Genomic DNA, 14,954 nt, shown 5'->3' with positions numbered 1-14,954 from the left:
CCCATAGCGCGTTGCGGGTCATGCCCGGCCTTCATTGGCGATCAGGGCTTTGAGGCGCTCCTGATCGAATTCCGCCTCGAGGCGGGCCGCTTCCGCTTTGGCCACGTCTGCGGGGTCGCCCTCGACCGGGTAGGGATCAGCCTTGCGCCATTCCGCCAGATAAGCATCGGCATCCTTGGCGCCGATTTTCATCGCGGCCCGGTCGATTGCCTGTTCAAAGCGTTCGGCCAGTTGCACCTTGGCGCCACGGCGGCCTTTGCCAACAATGACCTGGGCAGGGATGTCGCGCCAGTAAACGATGGTAACGTCGGGCATGTCTGATTCCTCGGTTTCGGTCTTTTTTCAATAAGTCACGCTTGGGAGGCGCTGATGTACGTTTTCGACAGAACACCTGCGTTCCGCGACCTCGACACATGTAACCGCAGGGCGCGCGGCAATCATTGGAAAATTCCTAATGATGATGATGAGCCACCCACAGGGGATTGCGCGGGGCCATTTCCCGACATAGGTTGAAGGTAACTCGAAATGGAGGGCGTGAGTCATGGCGCCCAAGCGTCCCAAAGGTGCGGGCGCGTTCCCGAAACCGGTTGAGAGCCCCGCGCCGAAACCGCCCGATCCGAGTGAGCTTTATGCTGCACTCGATCTGGGTACGAACAGTTGTCGCATGCTGATTGCCCAACCCAAGGGCAACCAGTTTCATGTGGTCGATAGCTTTTCCAAATCCGTGCAACTGGGCGCGGGTCTGGAAAGCACGGGCCGTCTGTCGCGTGGGTCCATGCGGCGTACGGTGCAGGCCCTGCGCATCTGTCAGCAGAAACTGAAACGGCACCGTGTGAAACGGATGCGACTGGTCGCGACCGAGGCTTGCCGACGCGCGCGTAACGCGAAGGATTTCATCCATCAGGTGCGGCGGGAAACCGGCCTTCAGCTGGAAATCATCAAGCCCGAGGAAGAGGCGCGGCTGGCGGTGATTTCCTGCGCGCCGCTGGTCAGCACCAAGACCGAACAATTGCTGGTGGTGGATATCGGGGGCGGCTCGACCGAGCTGGTCTGGATCGACCTCACGCAGGTGCCCAAAGTGGACCGGCCCAATGCGATCATGCGGCTGCACACCGGGTTTCATGCGGGCGACAGCCTGTTTCCGGCGGCCAAGGTGGTGGACTGGATCTCGGTGCCGTTGGGGGTGGCAACGCTGCGCGACCAGTTCAGCGATGTCGAAGATGATGGCGCGCGGTTCGCGCTGATGAGCTGGTTCTTCGAGGAAAACCTCGCCGAATTCGCCCCCTACAAGGATGTGCCCCCGCGCGAGGGGTTCCAGATCGTGGGCACCTCGGGCACGGTGACGACGGTGGCGGCCAGCCATCTGGGCCTGCGCCGCTATGACCGCACCAAGGTCGACGGGTTGCGCATGACCAGCGACCAGATCGACAAGGTGATCCGCGGCTATCTGGACCTTGGGCCTGCGGGGCGGCGACGCGATCCACGGATCGGGCAGGACCGGCAGGCGTTGATCATGTCGGGCTCGGCCATTTTGCAGGCGCTGTTGCGGTGCTGGCCTACGGACCGTCTCTCCGTGGCGGATCGTGGACTGCGCGAAGGGTTGCTTTATGCGCAGATGAGCGCAGACGGAGTGCTTGAAGGCGGCCCGTTCTAACGGGTAAAAAGAAAACTCTTCCAGAAGAATTTTCCGGTTGCAAAATTTTCCAGAAAATTTTGCGCGGGGCGAAGGATTGAAGTGATGGCAAAGACACCAACCGGCAAGAACACATCGGGGCGCGGACAGCGGGACCTCAAGGTCAAGGTAAAGACCGCACGGGGCCGCAAGCTCAGCTCGACGCGCTGGTTGCAGCGGCAGTTGAACGACCCTTATGTGAAACGCGCGCAGGCCGAGGGCTATCGCGGGCGGGCGGCCTTCAAGATCATGGAACTGGACGACAAATTCCGGTTCCTTGTGCCGGGGGCGCGAGTCGTGGATCTGGGCTGTGCACCGGGCGGCTGGTGTCAGGTTGCGGTAAAGCGCGTCAATGCACTGGGCGAGAAGCCGGGCAAGAAGGTCGGCACCATCCTTGGTGTCGACCTGCAAGAGGTCGAACCGATCGCGGGTTGTGAAATTCACCAACTGGATTTCATGGAGGACGACGCAGACCTCAAGGTCAAAGAATGGCTGGGCGGGCAGGCCGACGTGGTTATGTCTGACATGGCAGCAGCCAGTTCCGGTCACAAGCAGACCGATCACCTGCGGATCATGGCCCTGTGCGAAGCAGCGGCCTATTTTGCGTTTGACGTGCTGGACGAGGGCGGCACCTTTGTGGCCAAGGTTCTGGCCGGTGGGGCCGAGGGCGACCTGCAAAAACTGCTCAAGCAGAAATTCACCAAGGTTGCCAATATCAAGCCGCCCGCCAGCCGGTCGGATAGTTCCGAAAAATTCGTCGTCGCCACGGGGTTCCGTGGCTAGGCATCATTCCTCGCGTACAAGCGTGCATTGATAGGTGGTGCCGTCCGGGTCGGGGTCGCGATAGGTGGCCGCATCGCCCTTGATCCAGATCGAACGCCCGAAACTGCCTTCGTATTTCGATCCCGACGCCGTCCGCACAAGGTTGCCGGTGTCGATGCTGTCGCCGCGCTCGAACCGGACTGAAGGCAGCTCGGTGTCATAGAACATGGTCACGACCTCGTTGGCTGGGTTGCCGTCACAGGCCCAGAAGGCCGTGGCGCGTGGGGGGTGCAACATCCATTGCGTCACCAGTTCGTTGTTGCGACTTTGATAGGCAAAGGTCACACAGTCGGTCAGGTCAGCGGCCTTCCAGCATTCATCGCGCCCCTTGACCCAGCCGCGCTGCGTGGCGCGCAAGAGGTCTTCGGCCTCGGCGGCCCCGGCATCCAGACCTCGCGCAGCCGCAAGCGCGGCACTGTAGCTGTCAGCCACCTGCCGGTCGAGCCGCGCAAGTTCAGCGTTTTCACAGACCAGTTTCTCGGCCGAACTTTCGGCCTTGGCACAATCAAAGGAAGGCCCGTCCTCGGCAAAGGCGGGCGCGGCGGTCAAGAGAAGTACGACAATCAGGCGGGTCATGGGTGGGGCTCCGGAAAAGGGCTGGTTGGTGAAAGGATGCATCGGGTCTGCCACGAGTCAACGTTTGTATCGACCCGGCGCGGAAAGCTGCCGCATTGTGTTGACCTTTGGAATGGGTCACAAAACAGGTGTGAAGCTGATTGTCCTGAGCCTTGCCTATCTGGCTGTCGTGACCCTGCCGCTGGTCCTGTCATGGACCACCGGCGGCCCGCCGCGCCCGTTTTTGCAGGAACTGGGATCGGGTTTGGGCATACTTGCCTTTGCCATGATCCTTGTGGAATTCGTGCTGTCGGGGCGGTTCAAGACGGTGTCGAATTCGGTAGGCATGGACATCACCATGCGCCTGCACCAGGTCATGGCGCGTCTGGCGCTGGGGTTTGCAGTGCTGCACCCGTTGTTCTATTCCGGTGCCCCAGCAGGCGGGCCGCGCCCGTGGGATCCGACTCGGCAGTTGGTGCTGACCACCGATTTTTCCGCGTTGGTGACGGGGATCCTTGCCTATGCTCTGCTGCCGACGCTGGTGGCGCTGGCGGTGTTCCGGCCGCAACTGGATTTCAAATACGAGGTCTGGCGCGTGATGCACGGGGTCGGGGCGCTGGTGATCGCGCTTTTGCTGTTGCATCACACCGTCTATGCGGGGCGCTATGGCGGGCATCCGGTGATGGTCTGGCTCTGGCTGGGTCTGACTGGGGTGGCGGTGGCGTCGCTGTTGCATGTTTACCTGCTGATGCCGCTCTGGCATCGGCGGCACCGCTGGAAAGTCACGGGGCTGCGCCGTCTGACGCCACATCAATGGGAGCTGACCCTGACACCGGATGGCCACAAGGGGTTGCGCTATGAGGCAGGACAATTCGCCTGGATCAAGCTGGGGCGCAGTGCGTTTTCACTGGCAGACAACCCGTTTTCCATTGCCTCGGCCCCGGCAGAGGGCGCAGGGTTGCGGTTCATGATCAAGGAACTTGGCGATTTCACCGGATCGCTGGATCAGGTAACGGTCGGGACCAAGGCCCATGTCGACGGGCCCTATGGCACCTTGTCCGTGGCCGGGCGGGCCGAGCCGGGCATCGCGCTGATCGGCGGCGGAATCGGTGTGGCGCCGCTGCTGGGCATCTTGCGGCAGATGCAGCATGAAGGCGACCCGCGCGCAGTCAGGGTGCTGTACGGAAACCGCGAAGTGCGCCAGATCGCCTGTAAGGACGCGTTGGACAGGGTGGATACCCGCTATGTTCTGTCCGAGCCGCCCGAAAACTGGACCGGAGAGACCGGCATGATTGACCCCGCGCTTCTGGATCGCAGCTTTAGCGATGCGGAGTTTTCCACGTGGCTTTTCGTGATGTGCGGACCAAAGGAAATGATGGATGGCGTCGAAGACCACCTGATCCGGCGCGGCACGCCAGCGCACCGGATTCTCTCAGAAAGGTTTGACTATGACTGATCCCGTCCTGCCGCGTGCGCCGCGCAAACGGTTGGCTGTGATGCTGCGCCTTGTAGCGGTCGGAGTGTGCCTTGCGGCCTTGATGTTTGCCCTGCGCTGATCTGTCCTGATGGTAGGTAAACTAGTTTGAGATTTTGCGTCAAAGAGCGGGCGGCGCGGGTTGACACAACCAGAGTTTTTGGAAAGTCTGGTCACGACAACGCGCAACATTTTTTCACATGAACGCATGTAGGTCGTAATGACTACCGGTTACGACCATTGGACAGCCTCGCGTGCTGGCCCTCTGCGATAAACGGAGCCCCCCATGGCAAACATCACCGGCACCACCGACTCGGATATCCTGAACGGCACTTCAACGGCAGACAGCATCTCGGGCGGGGCCGGGGATGACCAGCTGAACGGGCAGGCCGGGGCGGATACTCTTCTGGGTGAGGCAGGCGATGACCTGCTGTCGGGCGGCAGCGACAATGACAGCCTGAACGGCGGCGACGGCGCGGATACGCTGTCGGGCGGGGCGGGGCAGGACACCCTGACCGGCGGCACCGGCACGGATGTGTTCCGCGACCGGGCCGAGGCGCTGGACACCGACGTGATCACGGATTTCTCGGTCGAGGATGTGCTGCGGGTTTCGGGCAGCTTCCTGTTTGACGACAGCTTCCAGAGCACCGGCGCGGGAGGCAACACGCTGCTGGAGATCAACACCGACGTGACGCCGGGCTTTGATATTTCGGTGACCCTGAACGGTACCTTCTCGGGGGGGTATTTCGCCGCGCTTGCCGGGCCGGATGGCAGCGACATCGTCTATATTGCCGCCCCCGGTGGCACCGCGACGGTCGGGAATGACAGCCTTGACGGCTCGGCGGCGGCCGACACGCTGGATGGCGGGGCGGGCAATGACCGCCTGATCGGAGCCGGTCAGCATGATGATCTGTCGGGCGGGGATGGCAACGATTCCATCTATGCGGGTTTTGGCAATGACACCCTGTCGGGCGATGCGGGCAATGACTGGCTTGTCGGGGACGCGGGCAATGACAATCTGTCGGGGGTCTCGGGCCGCAACTCACTTTATGGTGGTTCTGGCGATGACGTGCTGGACACGGGAACGGACTCAGGCAACTTTGCCGATGGTGGCAGCGGGTCAGACACCCTGACCTCGCAAGGCGGGTCCGACACGCTGCGTGGCGGGTCGGATGACGACACGCTCGACGGGAACGGAGGCGCGGATCACCTGTATGGCGATGCGGGCGCGGACCTTTTGTCGGGGCATACCGGCAATGACTATCTTGATGGCGGTTCGGGCAACGATACGCTCTCTGGCGGGGAGAATAACGACACGCTTCAGGGCGGGCAGGATCAGGACTCGTTGCGCGGCAATGAGGGCGCTGATGACCTATATGGTGGCTCGGGGCGTGATACGCTTTGGGGGGACGCCGGGAACGACTGGCTGTCCGGCGGCGCGGGCACTGACCGGCTGGATGGCGGTGCAAACGATGACGTCCTGTATGGCGACGGGGAAGAGGACACCCTGTTCGGCCAGGCCGGAGATGACACGCTGGATGGGGGCCTTGATGCTGACAGCCTGTCCGGCGGCGATGGTGCCGACAGATTGAGCGGTGGTCAGGACAGTGACACCCTGACCGGTGGCAGCGGTGCGGACGTGTTTGTCGACCGGGCCGAGTATCTGGACGGCGACCGGATTACGGATTTCGAGATCACCACCGCGGTGGACGAAGGCGATGCGATTACCGTCACAGGCCGCCGGTTTGATGACGGACATGTCACGGTCAGCATGTCGGGTGGCAACACGATTCTGACCATGGACACTGATCGCGATGGCGTTGCCGATACGGTGGTGACCCTGTCCGGCGTGATCAATGCCGATTTCCTGACCTGGACTGATGGCAGCAACACCACCATCCGCGCCTATCCGACGGCGGGTCTGGGTGGTTCGGGCGCGCCTGTTCGCGGCACGATTGTCGATGATGCAGGCGCCGCGGCCGTGACGGCAGGCGGTGCAGGCGTGATCCTTGGCAACGCCGGGAACGATACGCTGACCGGCGATCTCGGCACGCGCTCGATCATGGCAGGCCTTGGCAATGACGAGGTGCAGGGCGGCGATGCGGGCGAGACCATTTCAGGCGACCACGGCGCCGACACCCTGTCGGGCAATGCCGGCAGTGATGTCATCTTTGGCGGCGACGGCGGTGACAGCATTCTTGGCGGAACCGGTCAGGACACGCTCTATGGTGATCGCGGCAACGATACGATTGATGGCGGGGCTTCGGACGACACCCTGTATGGCAACGATGGGGCGGACAGCATCCTTGGCGACAGCGGGGCCGATTACATCCTCGGGGATGATGGCAACGATACCATCGAGGGCGGCACAGGGGCCGATTACCTTTATGGCGGCAACGATCAGGACCTTATTCGTGGTGGCGATCTGAACGACCAGCTGTATGGCGCGGGCGGCAATGACACGCTATATGGCGATGCGGGCGCCGATTATGTCTCTGGCGGCTCGGATGACGACGTTCTTCACGGGGGCACCGGCGCGGATACGCTGACCGGCAGCGGCGGTGACGACCACCTGATGGGCGACGCGGATGCGGACCGGCTGGATGGCGGCGCGGGCAACGACCAGTTGGAAGGCGGCGATGGCAATGACACGCTGAGCGGCGGTACCGAGGTCGATACCCTGACCGGCGGCGCGGGTGACGATCTGTTCGAAGGGCAAAGCTATCACCTGAACGGGGACATCATCACCGACTTTGCTGCGGGCGACAGGGTACGCGTCACCAACGCAAGCTTCTTCAGCGCCGATGTCACCGTTACCGTGTCTGGCGGCAACACCAGTTTTGCCATCGACACGGACCAGAACCTGAGCGATGACCTGTTCTTCACGCTGCAGGGCGTGTACACGCCCGCCGATTTCCAACTGATCACGGCGGCGAACTTTACCGAGATTTTCCTGCCGTCGCTGAATGGCGGCGTCTGGACCGGCACCGAGGGCGCCGATACGCATGTGGCCTCGGTCGGCAATGACAGCCTTGAGGGGCTGGGCGGCAATGACCAGCTGACCGCGCTGGATGGCAACGACATCGTGAATGCCGGGGACGGCGATGACGATGTGTTCGCAGGCGCGGGCAATGACCAGGTCGACGGTGGCAACGGTAGTGATTTCCTGCGCGGGGATGCGGGGTCGGACACGCTTTTGGGCGGGGCCGATCAGGACGAAATCTATGGCGATGCCGGCAATGACCTTGTGGCCGGGGGTGACGGGCGCGACACCGTGCATGGCGGCGATGGCGACGATGTGCTGGGCGGTGATGCTGGTAATGACACGGTTTACGGCGAAGACGGGTTCGATACGCTGACCGGCGGCGACGGAGACGATTATCTGACCGGCGGGCGCGGCAATGACGACCTCAGCGGCGATGCGGGCCGCGACTATGTGTATGGCGGCGAAGATCAGGACACGCTGTCCGGCGGCGCCGACGATGACCAGGTCTATGGCGGTTCGGGCAATGACGTGGTGCGCGGGGATGGCGGCAACGACTATGTCAGCGCCGGATCGGGCGACGACATTCTGGAAGGCGGTGCCGACGATGACACGCTCAGCGGCGCATCGGGCAGCGATCTGCTGGACGGCGGCACCGGCAATGACAACCTGTCGGGCGGCACAGAAAGCGACACGCTGGTGGGTGGCGACGGCGATGATACGCTGTCTGGTGATACTGACACGGATACGATGACTGGCGGGGCCGGAGCGGACCAGTTCCGCGGGCGCAGTTATGACCTTGAAGGTGACCGTATCGAGGACTTTACCGCCGGAGAGGATCGTGTCTTCGTCACCAATGTCCGCTTCACCGATGTCGATATTTCCACGACGGAATTCAACGGAGACACCTTGCTGCGCGTTGATACCGATGGCGATGGCACCGTTGACCTGTCGATCACGCTGGCAGGCACCGGATATGCGGGCACATGGCTGGCGCAATCCGATCCGGTCTGGGTTGGCAGCGGCACGGAAATCCGGCTTGAGGCCGACAGCGGCGCGGGCAACCCGGCGGGCACGGTGGATGACGACGATATCATCGGAACCTCCGGCGCGGACCTGCTGGAAGGGCAGGGTGGCAATGACAGCCTATCTGGCGCGGCGGGCGCTGATTTCCTTGGCGGTGGCGCGGGCGACGACCTTCTTTATGGCGGTGCAGGTGACGACACCCTGTCCGGCGGCGACGACGCAGACGGACTGACCGGCGGCATCGGCAACGATGTTCTGAACGGCGAAGACGGCAATGACAGGGCCTATGGCGACGAAGGCAGCGACACGCTGACCGGCGGCGAGGGCCGGGATACGCTGGATGGCGGCACAGGCAATGACAGTCTGCGCGGCGATGCCGGTGCAGACACGCTTCACGGTGGGAATGGAGACGACACCCTGTCCGGCGATGCGGATGACGACTATCTCACGGGGGGTGACGGTCAGGACCTGATGTTCGGCGGGTCCGAGCGCGACTATCTTTATGGCGGGGCGGGTGAAGACACGCTGCATGGTGGCACGGATTCCGACCAGCTTTATGGCGGGGGCGAGGCGGATTCCCTTCTGGGTGAAGGGGGTGATGACTATATGTCCGGTGGCTCTGGCAATGACCATCTGGACGGGGGCGCCGACAATGACTGGCTGAACGGTGACAGCGGCGAAGACACGCTTCTGGGCGGTGCTGGCGCGGATTCGCTTTATGGCGGGACCGAAGCCGACAGTCTGGATGGCGGCGCCGAGGATGACACGCTGGACGGTGGTACGGGGGCTGACACGCTGACCGGCGGGGTTGGCGATGATTTGTTCAGCGGGCGCGTCTATGACCTTGACGGAGACACCCTGACCGATTTCGTGCTGGGCGACCGGATCCGTGTGCGGAACGAGATTTTCAACGAAACCAACCTGACGATCAGCGATGACGGGCTGAACACCACCCTGCAGATCGACAGTGATGGCGATGGCAACCCGAATGCCACGCTGACGCTGAACGGGGTCTATACCGAAACCTTTGCCACGATCAGCACGGCCAGTTTCACCGAAATTTTGCTGGTGGATGGCACCGGCGGCGTGATCGACGGCACCAGCAATGCCGACAATCTGAGCGGATCGAACGGGCCGGACATCATATCCGGATTTGAAGGCAACGACGAAATCATCGCTCTGGATGGCAATGACGCCATCACCGGCGACGAAGGCAACGACACGATCAATGCGGGCGCCGGCGATGACGTGGCCAGCGGTGGCGACGATAACGACACCATTACCGGCGGCGACGGCAATGACGCCTTGAGCGGTGATGCGGGTAACGATCGTGTATTGGGCGATGGCGGTGACGACACCCTGACGGGCGGCGCCGGACGCGACACCATCGAAGGTGGTGAAGGGCACGACAGCATTGATGGCAATGACGACGACGACACGCTGCAGGGCGAGGCCGGAAACGACACCCTGAACGGCGGGCAGGGCGATGATTACCTGACCGGGGGCGACGGAACCGACCTGTTGTCGGGCGAAGCCGGTGATGACTATCTCTATGCTGGCAATGGTGACGACACGCTGTTTGGCGGCGACGGCCGGGACCAGCTTTATGGCGGCAGCGGCAATAACATCCTGTCCGGGGAGGGTGGAAATGACCATCTTTCCGGCAGCAGCGGCAATGATGACCTGTCCGGCGGCGAGGGCAATGATACTGTCGCGGGCGACAGCGGAGATGACACCGTGCGCGGGGGTGTCGGCGATGACCGCCTGAACGGCGGTACCGAAAACGACCTTCTCGACGGGGGTGACGGCAACGACGTGCTTGGCGGGGATGGTGGCATTGACACGCTGACAGGCGGTGCGGGGCGCGATCAGTTTGCAGGTCGGTATTGGTTCCTTGACGGCGACCTGATCACCGACTTCACCCTGGAAGACCGGATCGTCGTGCATAACGCGCGGTTCACGGATGTGGACATTTTCACCACGACGACGCTGGATGGAAACACCGTGCTGTCGGTTGATCTGGATGGAGACGGCGACACCACCAGTTCACAGGACTTCTCGATCACACTGCAAGGCACATTTGCAGGCACATGGGCGGCAACCGAAGGTACCACCTCCAGCAGCGAGACGGATATCGTTCTGGTCGCGCCGGCAACGGGGCCATCTGCCCCGACCACGACCGACCCGGACGAAATCGCAGGCACCGAAGCAGCGGATACCCTGTCGGGCGGCGTCGGGGATGATACCCTGATCGGTCTGGCGGGTGATGATAGCCTCAGCGGTGGCACCGAGAACGATTTCGTGTTTGGCGGACGTGGCAATGACACGCTAAGCGGGGATGACGGCAACGATCTCCTGACCGGCGACGAGGGCGACGACAGCATCGACGGCGGCTTTGGCAACGACCGCCTGAACGGCGACGAAGGTCTGGACACGCTGATTGGCGGGTTCGGGCGCGATACGCTGGACGGTGGTGACAACAATGACAGCCTGTCCGGCGGCGAAGGCAACGACACACTGCATGCCGGCGCGGGCAATGACACGCTGGATGGCGGGATCGAGGATGATTACCTGACCGGCGGCGCTGGCAATGACCTGATGGATGGCGGCAACGGCGCCGACTATGTCTATGGTGACGTGGGTGAGGATACGCTGAACGGCGGTCTCGACAATGACCAGCTTTATGGCGCCAATGACAACGATACGCTGCGCGGGGATCAGGGGAACGACTATCTCTCGGGCGGCAGCGGGGACGATGACCTCGGCGGCGGTGCGGACCACGACATTCTGACGGGCGATTCCGGCAACGATACCCTGCGGGGGCATTCGGGGAATGATACACTCAATGGGGCTGCAGATGATGACGTTCTCTACGGAGGAGATGGCGACGATATTCTGAGCGGCAACAGCGGAACCGACACGCTGACCGGCGGCGACGGGAATGACGGGTTCTCAGGGCGCAGTTATGACCTGAATAGCGACACGATCACCGATTTCTCGCTGGGCGACCGGATTACCGTCACCAATGAACGGTTCACGGATGATGATATCCAGACCACTTTTGACGGCACCAATACCCTGTTGCAGGTCGATGTGGACAGCAATGGCGACTTCACCGGCAGCGCCGATTTCTCGATGGTGCTGGAAGGGGCGATCACCGGAAGTTTCGTCGCGCTTTACGAGGCGACACAGTCTTCTACGACGGACATTTACCTGGTCAACGGGGCCTTCGGCACACCGTCGGTCAATCCTGATTTCCTGGGCGGTACGCCGGGGGATGACACGATTGACGGGGGTGTCGGGGATGACACGATCCTTGGGCTGGACGGCGATGACAGCCTGCTTGGCAGCACTGAAAATGACCAGATTTATGGTGGGCGCGGCAACGACACGATTGGTCTCGGCGATGGCGATGATCTGGCCACGGGCGATGCCGGAAACGATCTTGTCACCGGCGGCTTTGGCAATGACACGGTCTATGGCGACGCGGGCAATGACACCCTGACCGGCGCGGAAGGGTATGACAGGCTCTATGGTGGCGAGGGCAATGACAGCCTATCCGGCGGCACCCTGAACGACACGCTGGAGGGCGGCGCGGGCGATGACGTGCTCGAAGGGGGCGAGGCAGACGATTACCTGACCGGCGGCACCGGCGGCGATACACTGCGCGGCGATGCGGGGCGCGATTACCTTTACGGTGGCGAGGATAACGACAGCCTCGAAGGCGGGGCCGACAATGACCAAATCTACGGCGCCACGGGCAATGACACGTTGCGTGGCGGGCTTGGCGATGACTACATGGACGGCTCTGCCGGAACGGACTATGCCATCTATGCCGGAAATTCATCAGAGTATACGATCACGGTCGGGTCGACCTCGTCACGCTCGGTCACCATCGCACATACCGGTGGCACCACGCTGAACGGCACCGACACGCTGGCCCGTGTCGAACGCGTGATCTTTGACGACACGACACTTGTGCTGTTCAACGATGCGCCGACGCAGCTTGGCTCGATTGACTCGCAGATCTGGCGTGAGGGGCTGTCTTATTCGCTGGATGCTTCGGGCCTGTTCGAGGATGTGGACGGAGTCACCTATTCTGCGGCCATGCAGGACGGCTCGGCCCTGCCGTCCTGGCTCGGGTTCGATCCGGCGACTCAAACCTTCTCGGGCGAAACCACCGGCGTAACGCCGGGCTGGTTCTACGTGACAATGACGGCGACGGACGGATTGGGCGATGCCAGCGACCTTGATTTCTATATCCGGGTCCAGTCGAGCACTTTGAACGGCAACTCGGGCAACAACACCCTGACCGGTGGCGACGACTTCGACAAAATCTTCGGCTTTGAAGGGGATGACACGCTTCAGGCCCGCGCTGGGGACGATATCCTTGATGGCGGGGCTGGCAATGACCGTCTGGACGGAGGTGCCGGTGACGACACCCTGACGGGCGGCACGGGCGAAGATGTCTTCGTTCTTGGCGCGGGCATGGGCCACGACCGGATCGAGGATTTTGAACTGGGCCGCGACCGGCTTGACGCCTCTGCGGTGACTGTTGCGGGACAGTCAGACGACGGATCGGGCAATCGTGTTGTAACGCTGGATGACGGGTCGACCGTGACCCTGGTCGGCGTGCCCTTGGGCGGCAGCCCGACACCGGTTGTTTCGCTCAGCGGGTCCGAGGTCGAGGATGCAACCCTGAGCACCACCGTGACCGGTGTGATCGACATCTTTGGTCAGCTTCCGGCCTCGACCAGCTATCAGTGGCTGCGCGACGGAGTGGCCATCAGCGGTGCGACAGAAGACAGCTATGATCTGGGCGATGACGACGTCGGCGCGCGGATTTCGGTGCGCGTCACTGTCGAGGGTGAAAGCGCGACGAGCGCCGAAACCGCGACCATCGTCAACCTGAACGATGTCCCGACTGGAGGCGTATCTGTGCAGGGCACCGCCCGCGAAGACCAGACCCTGACCGCAAACACATCGGGCCTGGCCGATGCGGATGGCCTTGGCGCGCTGTCTTATCAATGGCTGCGCGATGGGGCTGCGATCTCGGGCGCAACGGATTCGACCTATCAACTGACCCAGACCGATGTCGGGTCAGCAATCAGTGTGCGCGTGTCCTATACGGATGCGCAGGGTACGGCGGAACAGGTGGTCAGCACGGCCAGCGCCGCCGTTGAAAACGTCAACGACGCCCCGTCCGGGCGCGTGACGCTTTCGGGTGTGGCGCGCGAGGACCAGTTGCTGACCGCCAACACCTCGGCCCTGTCGGACGAAGACGGCCTTGGCGCGTTTTCCTATCAGTGGCTGCGCGATGGTGTCGCGATCACCGGAGCGACCGCGGCCAGCTATCGTCTGGGACAGGTCGATGTGGGCACACAGGTCAATGTCCGCATCTCCTACACTGACGGGCAGGGCACGTCCGAACAGGTTCTGAGCGGTCGCACACCGGCGGTCCGCAATGTGAACGATGCCCCGGCAGGGGGTGTCCGCATCACCGGAACGGCCCGCGAGGATCAGATACTTATGGTCGACACCGGTTCGTTGTCGGATGAAGACGGGCTTGGCGCATTGTCCTATCAATGGTTGCGCAATGGCGTGGCCATCACCGGCGCCACGGATACCAGCCTGGCCCTGACGCAGGCGGATGTGGGCGCAGCCATCACCGTGCGCGTGTCCTATACGGACGGGCAGGGCACGGCAGAGCAGGTGCTCAGTGCGGCCACCCCGGCGGTCGGCAACGTGAATGATGCCCCGACCGGCGCCCTGACCCTGAGTGGCGAAGCGGTCTCGGGCAACACGCTGACGGCGAATCCCGGCGCCATTCGCGATGAGGATGGTCTGGGCGCTTTCAGCTATCAGTGGCTGCGCGACGACATCGCCATCGGCGGGGCCACCGGCGCGCAATATGTGCTGGGTGATCTGGACGTGGGTGCGCGCATCTCGGTGCAGCTGCTTTATACCGATGGGCAGGGCACCGCCGAAACCGTCAACGGACCGACCTCGGCCGTGGTGCTGTCGGGCGCGCTGAACCTGACGGGCACGCAGGGCAATGATGTGCTGAACGGGGCGGGCGGGGATGACACCCTGACCGGTCTTGCAGGCAATGACACGCTGCGGGGCAATGACGGCAACGATATCCTGAATGGCGGCGACGGTGTGGATGTTCTGGTTGGCGGCGACGGCGATGACCGTCTGACGGGCGGCACCAGCGTGGATGACCTGCGCGACGTGATCTATGGCGGCAACGGCAACGACACGATTGATGGCGGTTACGGAAATGACGAGTTGCGTGGCGATGCCGGCAACGACACGATTGCGGGCGGCTTTGGCGCGGATACCGTCATTGGCGGGGGCGGCAACGATACCCTGACCGGTTCGGCCTTTGGCGACATGATCTTTGGCGGCGATGGCGACGA

6 protein-coding genes are annotated in these 14,954 nt (G+C 62.8%); 4 read left to right on the top strand and 2 right to left on the bottom strand.

Annotated elements, in window-relative coordinates; genetic code table 11:
• Window positions 1–18: 18 nt before the first annotated feature.
• Window positions 19–315, bottom strand: a complete 297-nt coding sequence (locus WNE31_RS17070; protein WP_349981161.1) for a virulence factor — start codon at window positions 313–315, stop codon at window positions 19–21.
• Between the two features lie 226 nt (window positions 316–541).
• Between WNE31_RS17070 and WNE31_RS17065 the strand changes: the two genes are divergently transcribed.
• Complete coding sequence (locus WNE31_RS17065) at window positions 542–1,654, top strand: Ppx/GppA phosphatase family protein (protein WP_349981160.1); 1,113 nt, start codon at window positions 542–544, stop codon at window positions 1,652–1,654.
• An 84-nt stretch (window positions 1,655–1,738) separates the two neighbouring features.
• The gene (locus WNE31_RS17060) at window positions 1,739–2,455 is read left to right on the top strand and encodes an RlmE family RNA methyltransferase (protein ID WP_349981159.1); all 717 of its coding nucleotides are present in this window, start codon (window positions 1,739–1,741) and stop codon (window positions 2,453–2,455) included.
• 3 nt (window positions 2,456–2,458) lie between these two features.
• Here WNE31_RS17060 and WNE31_RS17055 read toward each other — a convergent pair whose 3' ends face one another.
• A complete protein-coding gene (locus WNE31_RS17055) occupies window positions 2,459–3,070 on the bottom strand; it encodes an MliC family protein (protein WP_349981158.1) in 612 nt (203 codons plus the stop codon).
• A gap of 112 nt (window positions 3,071–3,182) precedes the next feature.
• Here WNE31_RS17055 and WNE31_RS17050 point away from each other — a divergent pair, with 112 nt between their 5' ends.
• Both WNE31_RS17050 and WNE31_RS17045 read left to right on the top strand, forming a co-directional pair.
• Window positions 3,183–4,505, top strand: a complete 1,323-nt coding sequence (locus WNE31_RS17050) for a ferredoxin reductase family protein (protein WP_349981157.1) — start codon at window positions 3,183–3,185, stop codon at window positions 4,503–4,505.
• Between the two features lie 304 nt (window positions 4,506–4,809).
• Window positions 4,810–14,954: calcium-binding protein (locus WNE31_RS17045; RefSeq protein WP_349981156.1), on the top strand; the 10,145-nt coding region annotated here is incomplete at its 3' end.

The sequence above is a fragment of the Shimia fortis genome (assembly GCF_040225985.1).
Taxonomy (GTDB): domain Bacteria; phylum Pseudomonadota; class Alphaproteobacteria; order Rhodobacterales; family Rhodobacteraceae; genus Shimia.
This window is presented reverse-complemented; position numbering and strand designations above follow the sequence as displayed.